Here is a 22,802-nt window from a genome sequence, read left to right on the forward strand (position 1 = left end):
AAAAATCATCTACTTGGCAGAAAAGTGTTGTAAGATGTTCCATGTTAAAGGGCTTTTGTGATGGTTTGTTTTGTCAAAACAGTAGATTATCACAATTGCTCTTTATTTTTTAGTGGGGTGCTTATCCCGAACTCAGGTTACTTTACTATCCGTTCTGACTAATAAAATCTGCATAGCGCAATCTCCATCATGATTTATCCTTAAGTATTATTTTACATAATGCCTGCTTGATATAGACAAAGAATTGAAAAAGTATTCGACTATAAAATTAAAATCAATACGCAGCAGTCAAAAGTAGCGCTATTACTTTTGCAATATCTATAAAAACTTCCCTATTTACCCAAAAGTAAATAGGGAATTTAAGCATTACGTATTCAGCTTAAAGCTCTGGTGCCGGAAAGCCAAGTGCGGATACCGGCGATAATGATTGCCGCCACGCCGATGGTGATGGCGACATCGGCGATATTGAAAATCGGCCAGTAATAGTCTTGATAATGCCATTCGATGAAATCCACTACATGACCGTAAACAAGGCGGTCATAAGCATTGCCCAAAGCGCCTCCTAAAATGGAGGCATAGCCGAAGCGCGAAAGACTGTCGAGATTTTCTACCATTAGGACATACAGCAGCCATAGGGAAATGAGCACTGCCAGAGCGATAAAAAACCATTGCTGCCAGCCACCTTGATTGGCTAAGAAGCTAAATGCCGCCCCTTTATTAAAGGCGAGGTGGAAGTTCATGTAGTCATTGACCTTGATGCTGTGCTGCACAAGGCTGTCCAATGCCCATAATTTGCTGAAATAGTCCGCCGCAATCCATGCGGCGGCGATGATGAGGGAAAGGATTTGCTTCATAGGAATGCGCGCGTTTCGCCTGCGCCGTCCACATTCTCAATGCAACGGCTGCATAAGGTCGGGTGTTCGCTGTGGCTGCCGACATCAGGCAGATAATGCCAGCAACGTTCGCATTTCTGCCCCTGCGCTTTTTGCACGCTGATGCTGCGCTGTGCCGCTTCTTGCAAATGCACTTGCGAAACAATCAGTCCGAAATGCAGTTCTTCGCCAAAGCGACTGATTACTTGGTATTGCTCGCTTGGCAAGGCGATATGCAATGCCGCTTCCAAGCCCGATTTAATCAAACCTTCGTTGCGCGCTTTTTCCAATTCCACATTGACCGCTTCGCGTAATTGCAGGAATTGCTGCCAGTCGTTTTCCGTGAACGGGCTGTCGCCTAAGCCTTGCAAGCCTTCGTAGAAAGTGGTGAGGAAGACGGATTCGGCGCGTTCGCCAGGTAAGTGCTGCCAAATTTCTTCTGCCGTGAAAGAGAGAATCGGCGCAATCCAGCGCACCATTGCTTCAAGAATATGGTAAATCGCTGTTTGGGCGGAACGACGCGCCGGCGCATTGGTGGCAACGGTGTATTGACGGTCTTTGATGACGTCTAAATAGAAACCGCCCATGCTGACCGAGCAGAAATTAAATAAGAGCTGGTAAATGGTGTGGAATTCGTAGCGTTCATAGAGGCTAATCAGTTTTTCCTGCAAATCCGCCGCCAATGCCACCGCATAGCGGTCAAGCGCCACCATGTCTTCAAAAGCAACTTGATGTTGTGCGGGATCGAAATCATGCAAATTGGCGAGCAAGAAGCGGCAGGTATTGCGGATGCGGCGATAAGCCTCGGCGCGTTGTTTGAGGATATTGTCGCTAAGGCTGACTTCGGCGGAATAATCCGCTGACGAAACCCACAGACGCAAAATATCCGCGCCCATTTGCTTAATCACTTGGTTGGGATCCACCACATTGCCCAATGATTTGCTCATTTTGCGACCTTGCTCATCGACTGTGAAGCCGTGCGTGAGCAGACCTTTATACGGCGGACGCTGATGAATCGCCGCGCCGGTAAGCAAAGAAGAATGGAACCAGCCGCGATGCTGGTCGGAGCCTTCTAAATATAAATCTGCCGGTGAGCACAATTCGGGACGTTGCTCCAAAACAGTGTAGTGCGTGGTGCCGGAATCAAACCAAACGTCCAGCACATCATTGAGTTTTTCATAATGCGGAAGGTCTTCGGCGGGAATCAGCTCTTCCAAGGCTAAGTCAAACCAAGCCTCAATGCCCGCTTCATCAATTTTAGCGGCAGCTTTTTCCATGATGTTCAGAATGTCGGGATGCAGTTCATTGCTTTCTTTATGCACCACAAAACACATCGGCACGCCCCAATAGCGTTGGCGCGAGATACACCAGTCCGGACGTTTGGCAATCATGTCCATCAAGCGCGGCTTGCCCCATTGCGGGGTAAATTCCACTTTGTCCAATCCCGCAAGGGCATCGTCGCGCAAGCCGGCTTTTTCCATACTGACGAACCATTGCGTAGTGGCACGGAAAATGGTCGGTGATTTATGCCGCCAGCAATGCGGATAGCTGTGCTTGATTTTGCTGAGATGTTGCAGACGGTTGTTTTCTTTCAGGGTATCAATAATTTGTCCGTCCACCTTGCTGACATGCTGTCCCGCAACCAATGGCGCATCGGAAGAAAATACGCCGTCTGCCATCACATAGCTGACAAAGGGCAATTCCGGATATTTTTTGCAGACTTCATAGTCGTCCGCACCATGTGCAGGAGCGGTATGCACGCAGCCGGTACCGGCATCCAGACTGACGAAATCGCCGTTGATTAAAAGCGAATCGCGCTCAACAAAAGGATGCTGCAAACGCAGTTTTTCCAGCGCTTTGCCCGCAACCCGCGCATGCACCGTCCATTCGCTTTCCGATTGCCAGCGCGCTTTCAAACTGGGCAGCAATTCTTCCGCCACGATAAAGAAACGTCCTTCGGCTTCCACTAAGGCATAGCTGAATTCGGGATGGATGACAACCGCAACATTGGAAGGTAGCGTCCAAGGTGTGGTCGTCCAGATAATCACATCCACAGCACTGGTCTGCACTTGGCAATTCATGCGCTTGAGCAAATCCGCCACATCTTGCACGGCAAAGCGCACGTCAATCGAATAGGATTCTTTGTCCTGATATTCGACTTCCGCCTCGGCTAAAGAAGAGCCGCAGTCAAAGCACCAATTAATCGGTTTAAAACCGCGCACGATATGCCCGTTTTTCACAATCTCGCGTAAGGCGCGCACAATGCCGCCTTCGGTTTTGAAATTCATGGTCAAATAAGGCTTGTCCCAAAAACCGAACACGCCCATGCGGATAAAGCCCGCTTTTTGCAATTCCACCTGCTCCGCCGCATATTTGCGGCAGGCGGCGCGGAAGGTCGCAGCATCGACTTTCACACCGGGTTTACCCAGCTGCTGCTCCACTTTCTGCTCAATCGGCAGACCGTGGCAGTCCCAACCCGGTACATAGGGACTGTCAAAACCCATAAAATGCCGCGATTTGGTAATAATGTCTTTCAGGGTTTTATTTAAGGCATGTCCGACGTGAATCACGCCGTTGGCATAGGGAGGGCCGTCATGGAGAATGAATTTTTCACGTCCGGCAAAAGCTTCGCGTTGTTTTTCGTAAATACGGTTTTCTTGCCAGAATTTGAGCATTTCCGGCTCGCGTTCGGGCAAATTGCCACGCATGGGAAAATCAGTTTGCGGAAGATTGAGCGTATGTTTGTAGTCTGCCATGTTTAGCCTTCGTTAAGTTGAGCGGCGATAAAAGCCTTTGCCGCATGAATATCTTGTTGGATTTGTTTTTGCAATGCGCCGCTGTCGGCAAATTTTTGCACCGACCGCAGATAATGCTGAAATGCCACCTGCACGCTGTGTCCGTATAAATCCAATTGCGCTTCTAATAAATGCACTTCGAGCTTTCGTCTAGTGCTGGCGAAAGTCGGCGCGCTGCCGAGATTCGCCACCCCCCAATGCGCCTCTTGGGCATTGCAAAGACGCATTTTTACCACATAGACCCCATCAGGTAAACACCAATGCGCCGGCACATGGATATTTGCCGTTCTGGCGGCTAATGCCCGTCCCCGTCCTGCGCCCGCGCGCACCCGCCCCGTAAAGGTCAATTTATGCCCCAGCAATGCCTGCGCCAGTGCAAAATCATGCGCTTCCAATGCCGCGCGCACCGCCGAGCTGGATACGCGTTCGCCGCCGTGTTCAAAAGTATCGATGCTATCGAGTTGATAATTCTGCGCAGCGGCAAAGGTGCTTAATAATTGCCAATCGCCGCTGCCGCGATAGCCGAAGCGAAAATCGTCGCCGACCAAGAGATAATGCGGACGCAGTTTTGTCTGCAAATAATCCCGCAAAAAATCCTCTGCGCCGATACGGCGGAAGCCGGGCGTAAACGGTACTAAAATCCAATCGCTGATGCCGTAATGCGCCAACCAATAAGCGCGGTCGTGCAAAGTACTCAATAAGGCAGGCGCTTTGCCCTGCACCACCGTACGCGGATGCGGATAAAAACTCATCGCCACCGCCGGCATGTTCTTGACGGCGCATGCCGCCTGCAAACGCGCAATCATCGCCTGATGCCCGCGATGCACGCCGTCAAAATTGCCAATAATCAGACCGCAATCCTGCCCGAAGCGGAACTCGCTTGTCCAACGATGAATTTGCATTGCCTTGTCCATTGAAAAAAGAGGCGCATTATAGCGAATATCGACGGCAACTGCTTCATTTGCGCGGCAATTCTGCTATGATTTGCCGCCTCTTTCTCGCCAAGGACGGACGATGTTTGCCCACCGCTTAGGAAATTAAGCCCTTATGCCGATTCTCTCGATTGAATTTGCGCTGTTTTTCCTCGCCTTTTTTCTGCTCTACTGGGCGGTTGCCGGCTTTGTGTCCGTGCAAAATCTGCTCTTGCTCGCCGCCGGCTTGGCATGGCTTTATTGGCTGCATCCTTGGTTTTTGCTGGCATTATGCCTCTACACCCTCATCATTCATGTGATTGCGCAAAATATGGTATTCAGCCTCAGCGCGCAGGCAAGGCGGGCTTGGCTGATCAGCGGTATTGCAGCGGCAACGGCGATCTTGCTCTTTTTCAAATACATCGATTTTCTCCGTCCGTTGGTTTATACCGGCACACAATGGGAAATCATGGACATCTTGATGCCGCTGGGCTTGTCTTACTATGTTTTTCAATCGATTGCCTATCTCGGCGCGGCATATAAACGCCGCATTCCCGCCTTGCGTTTTCACGAACTCTGCCTGCATTTCGGCTTTTTCCCCACCATTACCGCCGGGCCTATTTTTCGTGCCTCGCGCTTTAAAAGCATCGGCGGTATGCAGGCAGGCGCGGCGGTACAATTGTTTGAACCGCGGCGCTTATTATTCCCTGCTCTTGCCATCAGCCTAATTCTGCTCGGCATTCTTAAATCTTGGGTACTGTCCGCGCACATCGACAGCCATTTCGTCGCGCCGATGTTTGACAATCCGCAGCAATATTCCGCCGCCGCTCTGCTCGCCGCCGTGTACGGCTACAGCATCCAGCTCTTTTTCAATTTTTCGGGCTATAGCGATTTGGTCATCGGCATAGCATTATTACTCGGCTTTCGTCTGCCGCAGAATTTTGCCGCTCCCTTTTACGCCGTCAATATCCGCGATTTTTGGAACCGCTGGCACATCTCGCTCTCTACTTGGATACGCGATTATCTCTACATTCCCCTCGGCGGCAGCCGACAAGGCTTTACGCGCGCACAGCTTAATCTCCTTATCGCCTTCGGCTTATCGGGCATTTGGCACGGCAGCGGCTGGTGCTTTTTCCTCTGGGGCATTTTGCATGCTCTTGCCCTGATTAGCCTGAACATTAAAGAACTTTTCTTCGGCAAAATCCGCCGCCGCGCCTATTGGCAGAAACTGCTCGGCATCGTCCTGACCTTTAATTTCATCAGCTTCAGCTTTATTCTCTTTGCCGTACCCAGCCTCGGCGAAGCAGGCGATTTTCTGCGTGCCTTGCTGAATAATCCCAATTCCGGCCATGCAGCCGAATGGCTGTGGATTGTCGCCGTCTATGCCGGCATATTGCTCTATCCGCTGTGGGCATGGTGCCTGCAAAGCCTTATCGCCCTATTTAAGCGCCTGCCGCCGTGGCTGTGGTTCGCGCCGATTGCGCTGGCGTTGCAAGCCATGATTTATCTTGCCCCTGAGGGCATACCGGGATTTTTATATGCCAATTTCTAAATTTCGCCTCGGCGGACTGTATTTGAGCTTGAGCATTACTGCCGCCGCTGCCTTATGGTTTAACCAAGAGTCTGTCGAAACCTATTGGCAGCAGCAATATCATCAAGCCAGTCCCTTTGTGGCATTACAACAATATGAATGGTGGACGGCAGGCGCGAGATGGCGGCACAGGCTTTTTGCCCAAGAAGAAAACACTGCAATTTTTGCGGAAAACAGCGATGAAACTGCCGCAGAAGACGACTTGATTCCGCCACCCTTAGCCCCTGCTGCCGATAACAGCGGGCACGCAGCAATCGAAATTACAGAAACCTCATCGGAAAACGCCAATCCGCCAAGCGCATTAAGCCTAGAAAGTCTCGGCGAAGAAAATACGCTTGAAAGACCTATAGCAGAAACGAAGCATCCGCTAGAAGACACCGCTACGCTAACCTTGGAAAGCCTGAACGAAGAAAGCGAATTGGAAACCCCAATAGCGGAAACGCAGCCAGCAGACGAAACTATCGCTGCGCAACATATCGCGCCTGAACCCGACAGCAGCTCTAGCCTAGAAAACGAAGCGCCGCCTAATCCTCCCGCACATACCGCAGCCCGCAATGACAAAATCCTGCTCGGCGCCGGCGACCATGTCTTATTTATCGGCGATTCCATGATGCAAAGTTTTGCCCCGCATATGCAAAAATGGCTGAAAAACGAGCACCACATCAATTCCAATAATCTCGGACGCCACAGCACAGGGCTAAGCAATCAGCAGTATTACGACTGGCCATTGGAAGCGGAAAAACGCATTGCCGCGACCCCGCAACTCAAATTGGTCGTCGTCATGATGGGCGCTAACGACCCTTGGAATATCGAAACCGCCTCAAAACGGGTGCTGAATTTTAAAAGCCCCGAATGGGCGGCGGAATACGGCGCACGCGCCTTGCGCATTGTAGCGGCGGCAAAACGCCAAGGCGCGGAAGTCATTTGGATTGGGCTGCCGCATATGCGCCTTGCCAAATACAATCCCAAAATCCGCTTTCTTGACGACACTCTTGCCCAACATTTGGCAGGACAGGCCATTTATATCCGCAGCCATGAATTGCTCGACGGCGGCAGCGGCAAATACCGCGACAGCATCGAAAAAAACGGCAAACTGATCCGCGTCCGCCATAAAGACGGCATTCATCTCAATGCCGCCGGAGAATTGCTGATTTTAGAGGAGGTAAAAAAATATATTTCTTTTTAGCCTTGAATTTACAATCCAAGTGCAAAATGTGATTCAGCAAGCAGAAGTCATCGCGGAAGATTTGGCATTATCAGAAAGCGGGGCTTAATCTAAGCCCCCTCTTCTTCCTGACGCAGCAGCGCGTCAAATTTGAACAAGATGTCCAGCGATATCGAGACACGCAGGTGTCCGTCGCTATCAGCCCCCAAGCCGCAGCCGCGCACAAAGAAGTATTCCACATCGCCGAGATATTGCTGCGCCTGATAATCGGGCAGGCGTTTGCCGAGCCAGCGGTGCAAGGCGGTTTGATAAATCAGGGCTTGCAGCCAGTAATGGTGTTCGTCCATTGCTCTTTCCAAAGCACTTTGCTCATAGTCATGCGCTTTGTTGCCGAGATGGTTGGATTTGTAATCCAGCACGTAATAGCGCCCCTCATGTTCATAGCAGAGGTCGATTTCACCGCGCAGAAAGCCGATTAAGCTGTGCTGATCTTTCAGGCGCATATTTTTGCCCCATTCTTCAAATAACGCATTGATTTTGTCAAAGGGCATCGGGCGCTGCGCATTCACACCCAAGACAAATTTCATTTCATTGGCACGGCGATTCAGCGGAATTTGGGCAAGGCTGCTGCCGCTAATGAGGTTTGATTGAGTGATTGTTTCAAACCATTGCCGCAATGCCTGCCGCGTGCGTTTTTCTTCTTCTGCCTCTTGTGCGGGATAAAGAGAGGATTTTAATTGCGAGAAGAGCGTATCGTAATTGCTAAAATCTTCTGCTTTCAGTCTTTCCAAGAAGCCGTGCAAAAAGCTTCCTGCCCGCGCGCCGCGCGGAAAGTCAAGCTGAAAATTTACGTTCTCTGCTGTGTCGCTTCTTGTCTGTTCATCAAAAATAAAATCCGGCAGTTCTACGTTACCTGCCTGCAGCGGCGTATCAAAATCGCGCGTCAGCGCCGTAAAGCTGCTTTTATGCCAGCCTTCAAATCTGAGTTTAGACAGCTGAGCTGTGTTTTGCTCGGTGGCGGTCGTGTTTGCTGCTGCCGTATCTTCTGCGCTTTTAAACGGCGTATGATCTTGGCGCAATGCCTTAATCAGATCATTTGCTTCAAGCGGTTCTTTTAAAAGTCGGATGCTATCGCTATTTTCCAATTCAAAGGGTTTTAAATGTTCCAGCGGCGAAAAGGCGTATTTATCCTTACCTTTTTTGATACCGACAAAGAGCAAATCCGAGGGACGGGTCAGCGCCACATACAATAAGCGCGCCAATTCTTCGTTGTGTTCGCGCTTGAGGGTTTCTGTGCGTGCTTCGTCTTTCGGCAGCACGGACAGGTAAGCCTCGCCTTTATCATTATGATAAATATAAATATTATCCTGATTACTCCCGATGCCGCTTAATGCGCTAATCACCACAGGCGCTTCTAAGCCTTTGGCGGAATGAATGGTCATCAGGCGCAGAGCATTGTCAGCGGATAAGGGACTGGCTTTCGCCCATTCATTAGTCGGCGGATTGCTGAGCGCTTGCTGCCACCAATGCAAGAATTGCGCCGGCGGCATTTTGCTGCCGCGATCGGCGATAATTTGCTGAATTTTGCGTAAATCCAGCAAATAGCGTTCGCAAAAAGGCGAGGTAAAGCCAGCAAGATGTTCCCAAATGCTGCGCCCTGCCAGAAACTTTTCGCTTAGTAGGCCTTGCAAGGCGGCAAGGGGCTGCTGCCTCTGCCATTTTTCATTTGCTTTTTGCAGGGCTTCGCTTAGCCGCTCTATCGTCAGCATCTGCTTATCCGCAGGGATTTCTCCGGCGCTAATGGCTTGTAAGCGCGCCAAATCGTTCTGATTTTGGCTGAATAAGATGCCGGATAAGAGGCGCCGCAATAGCGGCAGATCTCGCGGCTGATCGATGGCTTGGAGTAATATGCCGATTTCCTGTGCCATTTCATTGGCAAAGATAGAGGCGGATTCTCCAAATTTTACCTCAACACCCTGCATTTGAAAGGCTTTTTGCAATTTGCTTAACTTGTCATTACCGCGCAAAAGAATCAATATGTCCTGTAAGCGAATGGGACGCAAAATGCCGTTTTCTTTCAGGGCATAGGGGCTATGCTCGCTGCTTAATAATTGCACCAAGGCAATGATTTGCGCCTGCTCTTGCTCAGCGGAATCGAAGGCATAGAAATGAATGCTTTGTGTGATTGCGCTGCCGTCAGCTTTGACGATGCGCCGCACTTCTTCGGCGCCGCTGCTCATATGCTCATAACGGATGCCTTCGGCTAATATTTCGCTTTTTTCGTTTTGTTCGTAAAGATCATTCAAGCCGTCAATCAGGGGTTTGGAAGAACGGAAGCTTTCGCTGAGCGTATAGCATTGCGAAGCGGCAAAATGTTCGCGCAGGCGCAGGTAATTATTCACATCGCCGCCGCGAAAGCGGTAAATCGCCTGCTTGGGATCGCCGACCAGCAGCAAAAAGCCTGTGGACGGAAAATGGCGCAGATGCAATTGCTCCAGCAATTGAGCTTGGGCGGCATTGAGGTCTTGGCTTTCATCAACCAAGATGACGGGATAGCGATGGCTGATATAGCGTGCCAATACGCTGCCCTGCTTGCCTGCTAAGGCGCGGTTCAAACGCGCCAATTTTTCGCTGAAGGTAATTTGCGCGCTGCGTTCCAAATAATCGGGAAAGGCTTGGCGCACATATTGCAAAGCGCTGAAGCGGTAAAGTATGTCATAGTTTTCTCGATATTTTTTTTCTTCATGAGTGTGCACGCGTGCAAGCGTTTTAATGGTTTGTGCTACATGGCTTTTCAAAGCGGTTTCAACATGTTGCATGGCTTTTTTAGGCGTTTTCTTAGCAAAAGAAAGCGTATCGTCTGAAAACAGCAGAAGAAAATCGATTGCCGCAGCACTTAAAGCTTCTTCGCTACGCAATTGTGCGCATAATGCGGCGATGTCGTAATCCAAAATGGGAACATAATCCTTCAAGATAGAGCCTTGTGCCACAATCTCTTTCTGCCAATGGCGGGCAAAGGCGGTAATCTCTTCCTCGCTAATACCCCGTAAGTCTTCTAAGGCGGCCGAATAAGACGGATCGGCGCGCAAATCGGCACGCTGACGCTCTATGGCGACAATTTCCGCCGCCGTATTCGGTAAAGGTTCAAGGTTTAAATCGGCAAAATTCTGTTTTTCTTTAATTTGCTCAATCAATTTTTTATAACTGTATTGATTTGCCTGCTTACTGCGCCACCAGATAAATGCCTCTTCGCTCATATCATGGAATTCGCGGCGCAGATGCTGATGGACCAATTCGGTGATTTTCTCTTCTTCTTCCGTCCCTTCCAGCAAATCAAGTCGGGCATCGCTGCCGGTTTCAAGGGAGAATTCATGCAGCCAGCGCTGGCACAGCCCGTCTAAGGTGCCGATGTAGAGTTCGTCGATGCTTTGGCTGCACAGGTCGCAGCGTTGCAATAGAGCAATCAAAGCATCTAAGCCTTGTTCTGCGGCATGGGTCAATAAATGGCAATTAATCTTGTCTTGTGCTGCCGCTTGCAGGGCTGGTTCATCACTTTCCTGCCAATCTTGCAATAATTTTTCTATGCGTGTCTTTAAGCCTGTGTCATCAGCAAAAACTTCAGGATTTTTCTGATAGATTTCTGGCAATTGCTTGGCGAGCAATAAAAAGCTGTCAAAACGTGCCTGTACGCGGCGGCGCATTTCTGCGGCGGCTTTGCGCGTAAAGGTGGTGGCGATGATTTCGCGCGGCTCTCTTGTGCCGACGGAGCTGTCTTCTAGCAATAGACGCAGCAAAATGCCGGTCAGCGTCCATGTTTTTCCGGTACCGGCTGAGGCTTCAATCAGGGCTTTTCCTGCTAAGGGAATGGCAGTAGCAGGTGTGGAATTAGTCATGCGAGATGTCCTCCGCTTCTTGATAGTCAGGCAGCAAATGGGCGATTAAGGCGGTGGCAAAAGCGCCGCTTGGCAAAAGGAAACTGAGCGTTAATGTCTGTGCATCTTGCGATTGCCATTGCAGTTGCTGCGGCAATACGCGCAAAGCCCGCCAATCGCCCTGCATATATTGGCATAAGTATCGATTTTCCTTTTCCCAATCGGCAAGAGCTTGGGCGGCAATGGTGCCGGCTTGTGCCTGCAAAACGATCTCGCTCTTGCCCGGCAAATAGCCCGCAGGAGAAAGATCGCCGCTTGCCGTTCGCGCGATTAAGTTTTCATCCAATTGCTCAACGGCAAAATGGCTGTGACTGCCGCTGAGCATAGCGCGATCGCCCGCGATGAGACGGTGCCAAGAATGATCTGCCACTCTTGCCGCCAATTGCGCATTAAATAAGGCGGCGCGCAGGGTAGATAAAACGCGGCTACGCTCTTCGGGCTTTTTCGGCAAAACGCCTCTAGCCACCCATTGCTGCGCTTGGGCAAGATTATTGCTGCCAAAGCGTTGTTCGCCAAAGTAATTGGGAAATCCCTGTGCTTGAATTGCCGCTAATTGTTCTTCAATTGCCATGCGGCGTTCGACAGCAATACGGCGGATGATAATGCGGAAGAAATTTTCGCGATGGCTGCCGATACGCAATTTGCGGCTGTGCACCTGTTTATCGATAATCCGCCAGTATTCGTCCTCAAATTTTTGTTCTTCAGGCAAACTGGCGGCGTATTTCAGCGGCAGGCTCAGCCATTGGCGGGTAATGGCGCGGCGGTCTTTGAGTCCGCTGTGTCCGATGTCTTTCTGCGGACAGCCGCTCAGGCGCGCAATTTGGCGTTTGAGATAGACGGTATTCATGCCGCTTTTTTCAATCAGCAGCCATAGATGTTCGCCGCTGCCCTCAAGAGGAAAATGCAGGCGTTCTTCTACATAAAAATCAGCAGGACTTTGTTTGATGATGGGCTTAGTCATGGGCGGTATTGTTGAGATAGCGGAAAAAAAGTGCGTTTTCACTCTGTAAAAAATGCCGCAGCGATAAGACTTGCTGCTGATCCTCCGCCGCTAAAAGTGCAATCAGTTCGCGGTAACGCTGTGGATCCGGGCTGCTTGCGCTGCGCTTCAGATGCCATTCAAGGTCTTCGGCATTGGGCTTGTACAGAGGATAGCGCATGGCACGACAGCTCTCGCTCTCAATCCAAGCATCTGCCATTTTGCGGCTCATGCGCGCTAATTGGCTGCGGTTCATCACGTAGCGGTCATGGCTGCGTAATAAGCCCATATTGCGCGCGCCGTGTATGCTGTGAATACCGCCGCCATGTAAGAGTTTGTCAATCACAGTCGCCGTCTGCAGACGCGATAATTCCGGACTTAGCTGCGGTAAACGGCGCAGCCATTCAAACCAAATGCCGCCGATGCCGGTTAAGCCCTGTGCAAAGGTGGTCAATTGCCAGCTTAAATCGGCTTCGCTAATCACGCGGTCGGCTTGCAGCATCAAGGCCATACCGGCATCTAATATCACGCCGCCGCCGGAGAAAATCACAAAACGCGGATGCATACGCAATGCCATGATACAGTCTTGCAACATATTGATATTTTGTGAAAAATCAATATGTTCTGCGGCTTGCTGCCAGTTTTTCGTAATGCCGAATTGGTTGCCGTGATGATAAATCATCAGGGCATGATGGGCGCGGCGGGCATGATCGATGGCTTGGCGCAATTCGCTTAATAAGGCGCTGTTAATATCGACGATTTCCGCCTGCGGCTGCCAAATCAGTATGTCGTCGCGATACAGATATTGGCGGCTCAGCTTGGTCTCATTAAGCAGAGAAGCGGCATGTGTGAATTCGTCGCCGGCATAAATCGATGTGCTGCTGCGCGCACGCCGCCGCCAATGCGTACTCAGCGGATAAGATAATTCGCTTTGCTGATGCAAGGTGGTTTCATACACCTTTTTAGGCTCGAATTCCTGCAATAATTGCCAAGGCATAAAACCCCAACCCAAGCCGTCGTATAACAAGTTATCCAATGCTTTGCCGCTTAAACCGCTGTTTTGACTACTATGAGCTAAGAATTGCCAGCAGTCGCGCAGATAACGGCAAATAAAAACGGCACAAGGGTGCTGATGTTGCTGAAGCCCCGCCCAATCGCGGGCATTCCACAATTGCTGCAGCTCCGCAGGGAGATTTTTTTGCAGGATACGCGAGGAAAACAAGGCTAGCGGTTTGTCTAATGCGCTGTCCCATTGCAATAAAGAACCGAATTTTTCTATCAAAGCTTGATCAAGGCGCTGATAGGCGGCCCGACTGCCAGACAAACCGACAATATGCTGTAAAAAATAATAAATACCGCCTTGATGCTGAAATAATAGGGCGGTCGCCGCTTCTCTTTGAATGGCGCTCAGCGATTTGCTATGGGCAAAAGCCGAGCAAAGCATAAATAACCATAAGGGCAAAAAGCTGAAATTTGCCTGATCTTCGACAAGATGCGGCTTTAATCCAACCGTGTTTTTGAGAAATTGCTCGAATTTTTCAACCAGTCTTTCTTCGCTGCGCGCGGTCGGTACCAACTCTACCAAGCGTTGCAGGCGCGGAAAAGCGCTAAAACGCGCCCCCATAAAATGCGGGCGCATACCGGCAGGCAAGACAGCGCCTAATTCAGATACCGGCTCGCCTTGGCTCAGCGATACGATTAAGGCGCTGCGCGAAAAATGCGGCGCCAAACGCGTCAGCCATGTTTGTTTGGCCGCCTGCGGCAAATCATAGGCCTCGATAATGAGGTCATGCTCGTTTAATTGCCGTCCATGCTGTGTAAAATCGCAGGGACTAATCAAACTGGCGGCTTCAATGCCGGAGAGCGGCGACGGATCTAATTGGAATAAACGCTCGATAGCGGCTTCTGCCGGCGACAATTCTCCGCCCTGCTCTGCCGCCACATCGTAGAGTTTGACGCGTAAGCCGGCATTCGCTAAAACCGCGGCAATCTGTATGCCCGAATCGCCGCTGCCAAGCACTGCCGGCTGTTGGAAGGAATGCCTGCTGTTGGCAGAAAGCATCTCTTATCTCCTGCCGCAGTTCGGATGAGCTCCACCTCTTTTTGCAGGCATGAAGAGAAGCATCATTGGAATAAGCGGATAATCTCGCTGATTTTCACGCGCTGCGCTTGTTCTTCTGTGCGGCGTTTGAATTCGACTTCGCCTTCTGCCAAGGTTTTCTCGGAAATCACAATCCGCGCGGGAATGCCGATTAAATCGGCATCGGCGAACATAAAGCCTGGACGTCTGCCGCGGTCATCCAATGCCACGTCAATGCCTTGCGCCAGCATCTCTTGGTACAGCTGCTCTGCCGCCGCCACGACTTCCGGCGATTTATGCGCATTAATCGGCAAAATCGCCGCTTGGAAAGGCGCAATCGCCTCCGGCCAAATAATGCCGTTCTCATCATGATTTTGCTCAATCGCTGCCGCCACAACGCGTGTTACGCCAATGCCGTAACAGCCCATTAAAACGGCGCGATTGCTGCCGTCTTCCATCGCCACGCTTAAATTCATGGCTTCGGAATATTTGCCGCCCAATTGGAAAATATGCCCGACTTCGATGCCGCGCATAATCGAAAGGCTGCCTTTGCCGTCCGGCGAAGGATCGCCCGCTACCACATTGCGAATATCCGCCGTACGCGAGAACGTCACATCACGCTCCCAATTGACATTGAAATAGTGATGGTCTTCCTCATTTGCGCCGACGGCAAAATCCGCAACCACGGCAGCAGCATGATCGACAATCACAGGAATACCCAATTTATCCAAGCCGACAGGGCCAAGCGAACCGAAACCTGCACCGCCGGTTGCCGCGCGTACTTTTTCTTCGCCCGCCATAGCAAGCGGTTTGGCGACTTCCGGCAAATGCTCCGCCTTAATTTCATTAAGACTATGATCACCGCGAATCAGCAAAGCCACCAATCCGCCTTCAGCGCCTTCTACCAATAGGGTTTTCAATGTGCGCTCAATCGGCAGATCATAATTTTCCACCAATGCCGCAATGGTTTTGGTGTGCGGAGTATGGCGTTTTTCCATTGCCGCCGTCGCTGCCGGACGAGGTGTTATCGGCGGCAGAGCCTCGGCTTTTTCAATATTGGCGGCGTAATCGCTGCTATCAGAGAAAACCACATCATCTTCGCCCGTTTGCGCCAAGACATGAAATTCATGCGAACCCGTGCCGCCAATCGCGCCATTATCCGCCATCACCGCGCGATAATTGAGCTGTAAGCGGTCGAAAATATTGCAGTAGGCGCGATACATATTGTCATAAGAAGCCTGCATGCCCGCCTCGTCCAAATCAAAGGAATAGGCATCTTTCATAATGAATTCGCGTCCGCGCATCACGCCGAAACGCGGGCGCACTTCATCGCGAAATTTGGTTTGAATTTGATACAGATTGACCGGCAATTGCTTATAGCTCGACAAATCGCGCTTAACTAAATCGGTAATCACTTCTTCATGCGTCGGGCCCAAGCAATAATCGCGTTTATGACGGTCAATCATGCGCAGCAATTCCGGCCCGTAATCTTTCCAACGCCCTGATTCCTGCCACAATTCCGCCGGCTGTACCGCAGGCATCAGCACTTCGAGCGCACCGGCGCGATTCATTTCTTCGCGCACAATCGCCGCCACCTTATTCAAGACGCGCAAACCCAGAGGCAACCAAGAATAAATGCCTACGGCAGTTTGGCGAATCATGCCCGCCCGCAACATCAATTGATGACTAATCACTTCCGCATCAGCAGGAGTTTCACGCTGGGTAACCAGCCAGAACTGTGAAAAACGCATAATATTTCCTAAAATAAAAAAAGCTAATCCGCAATATGCGGATTAGCCGTAACAATCAAGACTTATTGACAGAATTCAGCAACTTGTGCTTCTGCCTGCTGCAAACGTTGCGCGATAGCATCGCCTGAAAGCGGCACTAAATTGCCATTGCCGTCATCCTCGTAAACTGTGGTTTTATTGCGCATCATGCTGATATTTTCGCGAGCCAAATCACAGCGTTGCTCGCGTGAAATGCTGCCTTGCGGTAGGTTTTCATCGGCAGCTGCATTAGCGTCATGACCTACCATTTCCGCAGATTCCGGACGCACGGGACGAATAATATTGCTGCCAGTTTCATTGGCATAAGGGCGTTCTTTGCGGATTTCCATGCCATATTCATTAAGCATAATATAATTGCTCACGCCGCGCGGCGGGGCTTTACCATAATGCGCCACACCGTTTTCAAACCATTTATAAATCACAAATTGATTATCTAAAGAGACCGATCCATCCCTGTTCTGCGCTTGTGCAGATGCAGCGGCAAAGGCTGCTAAGACCACGCAAAGTAATGTCTTTTTCATCTTTGATTCCTTTCCACGTTTAGAAAAATTGCCTTATTCTAGCGCAAAATTTCTCTTTGTTCACAGAAAGATTAAGGATGTTCAATTTTTTGACCGCTTTTAAAGACGCGTTCTGCTAAAATGGCGGCTCCGTCAATTCAATACTAGGAGAAATCAGATGAAACCTGCTGTTCGTGTGACCATTACCGGTGCAGCCGGCAATATCGGCTATGCCATGGCATTTCGTATTGCTGCCGGAGATATGCTCGGGCCGGATCAGCCGATTATCTTGCAATTGCTTGAAATTACGCCGGCACTTGAAGCACTTAAAGGCGTGGTGATGGAATTAAACGACTGCGCATTCCCCTTGCTGCAAGAGATTATTGCCACTGACGATTTAAGCGTCGCCTTTAAAGACTGCGACTATGCTATGTTAGTCGGTGCGCGTCCGCGCGGTCCGGGAATGGAGCGCAATGATTTACTGGCTGCCAACGGCGCGATTTTCGGACCGCAAGGTAAGGCAATCAATAATTATGCTTCACGCGATGTCAAAGTCTTGGTGGTAGGCAATCCGGCGAATACCAATGCTCTGATTGCACAAGCCTCGGCGCCTGATTTGGATCCTAAGCAATTTACTGCCATGACGCGCCTTGATCACAACCGCGCCTTATCGCAATTGGCGGAAAAAACCGGCACGCATACCACAGAAATCAAGAATATGACCATTTGGGGCAACCATTCTTCAACGCAATATCCCGATCTCAATCATGCCAGCGTCGGCGGCAAACCCGCGACTTCATTAGTTGATGAGGCATGGATTAAAGAAGAATTCATTCCTGTGGTACAACAACGCGGCGCGGCGATTATCAAAGCGCGCGGCGCTTCTTCTGCCGCATCCGCCGCCTCGGCTGCAATTGACCATATGCGCACATGGGCATTGGGCACAGCCGAAGGCGATTGGGTCAGCATGGGCATTCCCTCCGATGGCTCTTACGGCATCGAACCGGGTATTGTCTATTCTTATCCCGTTACCTGTAAAGACGGCAAATATGAAATCGTGCAAGGTTTGGCAATTGATGCCTTCAGCCGCGAAAAAATGGATGCCACCGCACAGGAATTGCGCGAAGAACGCGCAGCGGTGCAAGATTTGCTCGGCAAATAATCCGGCAAATCCTCTGAAAAAACCCGCCGCATCGGCGGGTTTTCAACATCTGCAACTCATTATCCAATAGGAAATCCTATATGCAACTTTACCTCTCTACACGTTCTCCCTACGCCCGTCTCAGCTTGATTGCCGCCTACCGCGCAAACAAGCAGGATTTGACCCTGCATTTTGTCAAACCTTGGGAAAATCCTGCCGAATTGGAAGCTGTCAATCCCTACAGCCAAATCCCCGCCTTGCACCACGACAACGGCTTAGTCATCACAGAATCCCTCATCATCATGCAAACTTTTGCCGGCAATCTGTTTAGCGGCGGACGCAGCGATGCGCTGCTGGGATTTGCGATGGCGACCATCAACCAAATCGTGCGTTACGTCAGTATGAATATGGTCGCCGCCGATACTGCCAGCAGCGCCATGCAGGCGCGTTCCCTCGCCGCCTTGGAAAAAGCCCTGCCGCATGCGCCGATGCTCAATCCGCAAGGTAATGATTGGGGCAATATTTGCTTAGGCGTCGCTTACCGCTATTTGGAAATGCGCCTGCCGGAAATCTATGCCCGCCGGCTCAGCGCCGACAATAAAGCGGCGCTGAAGATTTTCTGCCGGCGTGATTTTATGCGCAAAACCGAAAGCGCCGAATTGGAAAAATTACCTAAAACCCTTGCGGATTTATAGGTATTGATAGATATGGTCGGAGAATTGGAAAGCGCGGCGGTATTAACCCGCTCTGTATTGCGGATCCCCTTCTCCGACTAAGGCTGAACACTTGGGCAAAAGCAAGACTATGGCAGGCATTTACGAGCTTTGATAATCCAATAGACACTGCGCAAGACTTTCTTTAAAAGGTATTTTTTTACCTTCGTAATATTCAAAAATCTCACTGACGCGACATTTTTTATTCTGACATTCCAATACATAATCCACTTTACTGTCTTCATAAAAACGCACTTCTATCACTTCAGGGGTTTGCGGATTCGGTCTAATTTTCAAGGTTTCTTTTAATTCGGGCAGATTATAATCCTGTCCCTGCACGATATAGTCATGCTCTAAACACACCACCGTTTCATCACGCTGCGCCAATAATTTATCTAAGGCGATCACTGCTTGAAAACTGGGTGAAAACATTTTTTCCACCACAGCCAATTCTTCAATTTCCGCACTTTGATTTTCAGCAAGAGATTGCTGCTCTTTTTCCAAGCCCATTAAATAGGTTTGGTATAAATGCTGGACAAATTGCAGCTGCTCGGTTTGTGCATAAGCAGAAAAGCTGAACCCGAAAGCAAGACATAGCAGATAAGGCTTCATGATTTACTCCTCTGTTTGCGCAATAAAATCATTTACTTGCTCTGTGAGAATGCTCCACAATTTGCGCTGCGCATATTCGCTTGCCCAAGCGATATGCGGCGTGAATAAAACGCGCGGATGTTCGCTGATGCGCAGCAAGGCTTCATCTGCTGCCGGCGGTTCTTGGATGAAGACGTCGCCGCAGTAGCCCAGCAATTCTCCGGCTTCAACTGCATCGACCACCGCTTGGCTTTCTACCACAGGACCACGCGCAGCATTGATGAGCAGCGGTTTTTTATTCATTAAAGCGATGGTATCGCGCTTAATCAGAGATTTGGTTTCATCGGTCAGCGGACAATTAAGCGAAATCACATCCGCTTTTGCCAGCACTTCTTCAAAAGGCAGATAATCGCTGTTGCGCGGCGCTTTGCCGCGGCGTTCCGCCCACAGTACCTGCATGCCGAATGCGGCGGCGCGTTCTGTGATGGCTTTGCCCACATCGCCGGCACCGATAATACCTAAGGTTTTGTTGTGCAAATCCAAAATGCTCGGTTCGGTGAGACAGAAACGTCCGTCCGCCTGCCAGCTGCCGTCTTGCACCGCTTGATGATAGGGTTTTAAACCGCGCAAGGCGGCGAGCATGAACATCATGACGTGTTCCGCCACGCTTTCCACCGAATAAGCGGCAACGTTTTTCACGGCGATACCGCGCGCCTGTGCCGCCGGAATATCGACATTATTCATGCCGGTGGCGGTAATTTGAATCAATTTGAGTCGGGGCAGACGGGCGAGCAAATCGGCGTGTAATACGACTTTATTCGTGATGATGATTTCGGCATCTTGCACACGCTCATATACTTCTTCTGCGCTGGTGCGCTCAAATACCTGCCAATCGCTGATTTTTTCCGGTGCGGCTAGGGCAAGATTGGCGGAAAAAGTGGCTCGGTCTAAAAATACGGCTTTCATCGATATCTCCTTAAATTTGTAAACTCGATAGGGCGTTAAGCATCATTTGCACGGCTAGACAGATAAGAATCATGCCCATCAGGCGCTCGATCGCTTTCAATCCGCGATGACCTAAGATGCGAAACAGAAAGGGTGCGGATAATAAAATGACGGCGCTGACCAGCCATGCCAAAGTCATGGCGAAATAATTCGTCCAAAAATGACTGGGTGCATTTTCCGTCAATAAAATCAATGTGGCAAGTAAAGAAGGTCCGGCAACCAAGGGAATGGCAAGCGGCACAATCAGCGGTTCGCCGCTGATTTCCTCATCACCCATCACGCCGCCGCGCGAAGGGAAAATCATGCGCAAGGCAATGATAAATAGGACAATCGCTCCGCCGATACCCACCGCCTCGCGCGACAAGCCTAAGGATTTTAATACGGCTGCTCCCGAGAGCAAAAACAAACACATAATCCCGTAAGCAATCCATAATTCGCGCCGCAGCACAATCGCGCGCCGCGCCGGAGGTACGTCTTTGAGCACCGCCAAAAAGATGGGAATATTGCCCAAGGGATCCATAATCAAAAACAGCAGAATCGCGGTGGAAAACAGCTCCATTACGCCTCTCCGATTTGCGCCAAAATATCGGCTAATGCGGCGGCGGGACGACAAACAAAGACTTGCTTTGCCGTTTCCAAGACAGGGCGGTTGAGCAGAATCGGCTCGGCGGCAATCGCCGCGATAATCTCGGCATCATCCGCTTCTGCCAGAGGCGCCGCAGCAGCTTCTTTGCTGCGCAAGAGATAATCGGCGGATTTACCGCTTTTGGCGACCAATTCTTGCAGCTTTGCCGCGCTTAGCCTTTGTTCGAGATATAAAATAACTTCTACCTCAATGCCTTGCGCTTCTAATTGCGCCAGTACCGTGCGTGATGTGCCGCAACGCGGATTGTGATACAAACGGATATGGGCGGACATAGCAACTCCTTATTCAAAGCCATCGATAATGGCATTATGCCTGATGGCTCTATACAATGGCGAATTTTCCTCCGAGAGCAAACCCATGATAAGCACCCTGATTGACGGCTTTCTTTTCAGTCTTTCGCTGATTCTCGCCATCGGCGCGCAAAATGCCTTTGTATTGCGCCAAGGCATGATGGGAAAGCATATTTTCTGGATTTGTATGATTTGCGCATGTTCGGATGCCCTTTTGATTCAAGTCGGCGTCTTCGGCTTGGCGGCGATAGAAGACCTTATTCCTTCCTTTGCCCTGCTGATGCGTTACGGCGGCGCCGCTTTCTTATGTATCTACGGCATTCTGCGTTTGCGTTCGGCATGGCAGGGCGGTGAAAGTTTGAAGATTCAAGACGGCGCACAGGTGCAAAGCCTGAAATCCGCCGTCCTAACCGCCCTTGCCATGACATGGCTGAATCCGCATGTCTATCTTGACACCGTCATGCTCCTAGGCAGCGTCGCCTCGAATTACCGCCCTTGGCAACAGAGTTTTGCCATCGGCGCAAGCCTCGCCTCATTCTGCTTTTTCTTCTCGCTGGGCTACGGCGCGGCAAGCTTGCGCCGTTATCTCGCCCGTCCTGCCGTATGGCGGATAATCGAAGTCTTAATCGGCATTTTTATGCTCTATTTGGCTGTGCATCTCCTTTTTGCGCCATGACGGAGACGCGCAAAATCATCCATATCGATATGGATGCGTTTTACGCCTCCATTGAACAGCGCGATTTTCCCGAATTGCGCGGCAAAGCCGTGGTCGTCGGCGGTTCGCCGCAATCGCGCGGTGTCGTCGCCACTTGTAGCTATGAAGCACGCCGATTCGGCATCCGTTCCGCCATGTCCTGCGCGCAGGCCTACCGTCTGTGTCCGCAGGCGATTTTCGTACCGCCGCGTTTTGATGTTTACCGCGCCGTCAGCGCCGAAATCCGCCGCCTATTCCTCGCCGTTACACCCTTGGTAGAACCGCTTTCTTTGGACGAAGCCTATTTGGACGTTACCCACAGCGGTATTTTGCAAGGCTCTGCCAGCCGCATTGCCGATTTGCTGCGCCGGCAGATTTTCGAGCACACCCGATTAACCGCCTCCGCCGGCGTCAGCTATAACAAAATGCTGGCGAAAATCGCCTCCGACCTCAATAAACCCAATGGCATGGCAGTCATTCTGCCGCAAGACGGCGCCGCCTTTGCCGCCGCCTTGCCCGTGCATAAATTTCACGGCATCGGCAAAGTTACCGCCGCCAAAATGCACAGTCTGGGCATTCGCAGCGGTGCGGACATGCTTGCCGCAGGGGAAAAAGAACTGCTGCGCTATTTCGGCAAAAGCGGCTTGTTTTATTACCAAATCGCCGGCGGCAACGACCCGCGCCCCGTACAATCCCAGCGCGAACGCAAATCGATTGGCGCAGAAACCACCTTCGCCCACGATTTATATCAGACGCAAGACATTCTCGCCGCCCTTGCCGCCCGCAATGCGGAAGCCTTTGCGCTCTTGGAAAGCAAAAACCTGCATGCGCGTACCCTCAGCATCAAACTCAAATTCGGCGATTTCAGCCAAATCACGCGCAGCATCAGCATCAAACCCTATTTTTTCACGGCGGCGGACGCATGGCGGCATATTGAGCGGCTTTACCGCGATTGTCCGCAAAATCAAGCCGTGCGCTTGGTAGGCGTGAGCTTTTCGGGACTGCAAACCAAAGACGTTCCCCTGCAACCCGATTTATTCGAACAAACAAGTTAAAGTATGTACAATCCATTCATGTAGAATAACCTACTAATAACAATAATATTTT

The 22,802-nt window shown here is 50.6% G+C and carries 18 protein-coding genes; 6 read left to right on the plus strand and 12 right to left on the minus strand.

Going from position 1 to position 22,802, the window contains the following annotated elements:
- Positions 1–374 precede the first annotated feature (374 nt).
- Genes lspA through ribF form a run of 3 tightly spaced genes read right to left on the minus strand, consistent with a single transcriptional unit; the run spans position 375 to position 4,569 of the window.
- Complete coding sequence (gene lspA / locus ACJHVI_RS00075; RefSeq protein ID WP_483182544.1) at positions 375–854, minus strand: signal peptidase II; 480 nt, start codon at positions 852–854, stop codon at positions 375–377.
- Positions 851–3,628 (minus strand): isoleucine--tRNA ligase, encoded by a 2,778-nt coding sequence (ileS, locus tag ACJHVI_RS00080; RefSeq protein WP_483182545.1) that lies wholly within the window; start codon positions 3,626–3,628, stop codon positions 851–853. Before ileS ends, lspA begins: the two co-directional genes overlap by 4 nt.
- A 2-nt stretch (positions 3,629–3,630) precedes the next feature.
- A complete protein-coding gene (ribF, locus tag ACJHVI_RS00085) occupies positions 3,631–4,569 on the minus strand; it encodes a riboflavin biosynthesis protein RibF (protein WP_483182546.1) in 939 nt (312 codons plus the stop codon).
- A 145-nt stretch (positions 4,570–4,714) separates the two neighbouring features.
- Between ribF and ACJHVI_RS00090 the strand changes: the two genes are divergently transcribed.
- On the plus strand, positions 4,715–6,130 hold the full coding sequence (locus tag ACJHVI_RS00090; RefSeq protein WP_483182547.1) for an MBOAT family O-acyltransferase: 1,416 nt from the start codon (positions 4,715–4,717) through the stop codon (positions 6,128–6,130).
- Positions 6,117–7,355 carry an SGNH/GDSL hydrolase family protein gene (locus ACJHVI_RS00095; RefSeq protein ID WP_483182548.1) on the plus strand — a complete coding sequence of 413 codons (1,239 nt, stop codon included), beginning with the start codon at positions 6,117–6,119 and terminating at the stop codon, positions 7,353–7,355. Before ACJHVI_RS00090 ends, ACJHVI_RS00095 begins: the two co-directional genes overlap by 14 nt.
- Before the next feature lie 89 nt (positions 7,356–7,444).
- Here the strand turns inward: ACJHVI_RS00095 and ACJHVI_RS00100 are convergent, their stop codons facing one another.
- The 5 genes from ACJHVI_RS00100 to ACJHVI_RS00120 form a co-directional block, all read right to left on the minus strand.
- Complete coding sequence (locus ACJHVI_RS00100) at positions 7,445–11,227, minus strand: UvrD-helicase domain-containing protein (RefSeq protein ID WP_483182549.1); 3,783 nt, start codon at positions 11,225–11,227, stop codon at positions 7,445–7,447.
- Positions 11,220–12,227 (minus strand): tRNA pseudouridine(13) synthase TruD, encoded by a 1,008-nt coding sequence (truD, locus tag ACJHVI_RS00105; protein ID WP_483182550.1) that lies wholly within the window; start codon positions 12,225–12,227, stop codon positions 11,220–11,222. Before truD ends, ACJHVI_RS00100 begins: the two co-directional genes overlap by 8 nt.
- The gene (locus tag ACJHVI_RS00110; protein ID WP_483182551.1) at positions 12,220–14,307 is read right to left on the minus strand and encodes a 3-hydroxyacyl-CoA dehydrogenase NAD-binding domain-containing protein; all 2,088 of its coding nucleotides are present in this window, start codon (positions 14,305–14,307) and stop codon (positions 12,220–12,222) included. Before ACJHVI_RS00110 ends, truD begins: the two co-directional genes overlap by 8 nt.
- 62 nt (positions 14,308–14,369) lie before the next feature.
- The gene (locus ACJHVI_RS00115) at positions 14,370–16,076 is read right to left on the minus strand and encodes a proline--tRNA ligase (RefSeq protein WP_483182552.1); all 1,707 of its coding nucleotides are present in this window, start codon (positions 16,074–16,076) and stop codon (positions 14,370–14,372) included.
- Between the two features lie 62 nt (positions 16,077–16,138).
- The gene (locus tag ACJHVI_RS00120; protein WP_483182553.1) at positions 16,139–16,636 is read right to left on the minus strand and encodes a hypothetical protein; all 498 of its coding nucleotides are present in this window, start codon (positions 16,634–16,636) and stop codon (positions 16,139–16,141) included.
- 157 nt (positions 16,637–16,793) lie between these two features.
- On the opposite strand from ACJHVI_RS00120, the gene ACJHVI_RS00125 reads away from it, so the two are divergent.
- Positions 16,794–17,777, plus strand: a complete 984-nt coding sequence (locus ACJHVI_RS00125) for a malate dehydrogenase (RefSeq protein ID WP_483182554.1) — start codon at positions 16,794–16,796, stop codon at positions 17,775–17,777.
- Between the two features lie 80 nt (positions 17,778–17,857).
- Positions 17,858–18,451, plus strand: a complete 594-nt coding sequence (locus tag ACJHVI_RS00130) for a glutathione S-transferase family protein (protein WP_483182555.1) — start codon at positions 17,858–17,860, stop codon at positions 18,449–18,451.
- Positions 18,452–18,571: 120 nt separating this feature from the next.
- Here the strand turns inward: ACJHVI_RS00130 and ACJHVI_RS00135 are convergent, their stop codons facing one another.
- The 4 genes from ACJHVI_RS00135 to ACJHVI_RS00150 are packed head-to-tail and all read right to left on the minus strand — an operon-like array spanning position 18,572 to position 20,983.
- The gene (locus ACJHVI_RS00135) at positions 18,572–19,081 is read right to left on the minus strand and encodes a hypothetical protein (RefSeq protein WP_483182556.1); all 510 of its coding nucleotides are present in this window, start codon (positions 19,079–19,081) and stop codon (positions 18,572–18,574) included.
- A 3-nt stretch (positions 19,082–19,084) separates the two neighbouring features.
- Positions 19,085–20,026: a D-2-hydroxyacid dehydrogenase gene (locus ACJHVI_RS00140; RefSeq protein WP_483182557.1), complete on the minus strand. Its 942-nt coding sequence runs from the start codon at positions 20,024–20,026 to the stop codon at positions 19,085–19,087.
- Between the two features lie 10 nt (positions 20,027–20,036).
- Positions 20,037–20,624, minus strand: coding sequence for a MarC family protein (locus tag ACJHVI_RS00145; protein ID WP_483182558.1), 588 nt, complete (start codon positions 20,622–20,624; stop codon positions 20,037–20,039).
- Positions 20,624–20,983 carry an ArsC/Spx/MgsR family protein gene (locus ACJHVI_RS00150; protein ID WP_483182559.1) on the minus strand — a complete coding sequence of 120 codons (360 nt, stop codon included), beginning with the start codon at positions 20,981–20,983 and terminating at the stop codon, positions 20,624–20,626. Before ACJHVI_RS00150 ends, ACJHVI_RS00145 begins: the two co-directional genes overlap by 1 nt.
- A 43-nt stretch (positions 20,984–21,026) precedes the next feature.
- Here ACJHVI_RS00150 and ACJHVI_RS00155 point away from each other — a divergent pair, with 43 nt between their 5' ends.
- Together ACJHVI_RS00155 and dinB are read left to right on the plus strand one after the other, a co-directional pair.
- Positions 21,027–21,677, plus strand: a complete 651-nt coding sequence (locus tag ACJHVI_RS00155) for a LysE/ArgO family amino acid transporter (protein ID WP_483182560.1) — start codon at positions 21,027–21,029, stop codon at positions 21,675–21,677.
- A complete protein-coding gene (dinB, locus tag ACJHVI_RS00160; protein ID WP_483182561.1) occupies positions 21,674–22,750 on the plus strand; it encodes a DNA polymerase IV in 1,077 nt (358 codons plus the stop codon). The genes ACJHVI_RS00155 and dinB overlap by 4 nt, the downstream gene beginning before the upstream one ends.
- Positions 22,751–22,802 lie beyond the last annotated feature (52 nt).

This window comes from Suttonella sp., assembly GCF_056855035.1.

Excerpts from the sequence above, each read along its gene's own strand:
- lspA (WP_483182544.1), bottom strand. The coding sequence starts at position 854 with ATGAAGCAAATCCTTTCCCTCATCATCGCCGCCGCATGGATTGCGGCG.
- ileS (WP_483182545.1), bottom strand. The coding sequence starts at position 3,628 with ATGGCAGACTACAAACATACGCTCAATCTTCCGCAAACTGATTTTCCC.
- ribF (WP_483182546.1), bottom strand. The coding sequence starts at position 4,569 with ATGCAAATTCATCGTTGGACAAGCGAGTTCCGCTTCGGGCAGGATTGC.
- ACJHVI_RS00090 (WP_483182547.1), top strand. The coding sequence starts at position 4,715 with ATGCCGATTCTCTCGATTGAATTTGCGCTGTTTTTCCTCGCCTTTTTT.
- ACJHVI_RS00095 (WP_483182548.1), top strand. The coding sequence starts at position 6,117 with ATGCCAATTTCTAAATTTCGCCTCGGCGGACTGTATTTGAGCTTGAGC.
- ACJHVI_RS00100 (WP_483182549.1), bottom strand. The coding sequence starts at position 11,227 with ATGACTAATTCCACACCTGCTACTGCCATTCCCTTAGCAGGAAAAGCC.
- truD (WP_483182550.1), bottom strand. The coding sequence starts at position 12,227 with ATGACTAAGCCCATCATCAAACAAAGTCCTGCTGATTTTTATGTAGAA.
- ACJHVI_RS00110 (WP_483182551.1), bottom strand. The coding sequence starts at position 14,307 with ATGCTTTCTGCCAACAGCAGGCATTCCTTCCAACAGCCGGCAGTGCTT.
- ACJHVI_RS00115 (WP_483182552.1), bottom strand. The coding sequence starts at position 16,076 with ATGCGTTTTTCACAGTTCTGGCTGGTTACCCAGCGTGAAACTCCTGCT.
- ACJHVI_RS00120 (WP_483182553.1), bottom strand. The coding sequence starts at position 16,636 with ATGAAAAAGACATTACTTTGCGTGGTCTTAGCAGCCTTTGCCGCTGCA.
- ACJHVI_RS00125 (WP_483182554.1), top strand. The coding sequence starts at position 16,794 with ATGAAACCTGCTGTTCGTGTGACCATTACCGGTGCAGCCGGCAATATC.
- ACJHVI_RS00130 (WP_483182555.1), top strand. The coding sequence starts at position 17,858 with ATGCAACTTTACCTCTCTACACGTTCTCCCTACGCCCGTCTCAGCTTG.
- ACJHVI_RS00135 (WP_483182556.1), bottom strand. The coding sequence starts at position 19,081 with ATGAAGCCTTATCTGCTATGTCTTGCTTTCGGGTTCAGCTTTTCTGCT.
- ACJHVI_RS00140 (WP_483182557.1), bottom strand. The coding sequence starts at position 20,026 with ATGAAAGCCGTATTTTTAGACCGAGCCACTTTTTCCGCCAATCTTGCC.
- ACJHVI_RS00145 (WP_483182558.1), bottom strand. The coding sequence starts at position 20,624 with ATGGAGCTGTTTTCCACCGCGATTCTGCTGTTTTTGATTATGGATCCC.
- ACJHVI_RS00150 (WP_483182559.1), bottom strand. The coding sequence starts at position 20,983 with ATGTCCGCCCATATCCGTTTGTATCACAATCCGCGTTGCGGCACATCA.
- ACJHVI_RS00155 (WP_483182560.1), top strand. The coding sequence starts at position 21,027 with ATGGCTCTATACAATGGCGAATTTTCCTCCGAGAGCAAACCCATGATA.
- dinB (WP_483182561.1), top strand. The coding sequence starts at position 21,674 with ATGACGGAGACGCGCAAAATCATCCATATCGATATGGATGCGTTTTAC.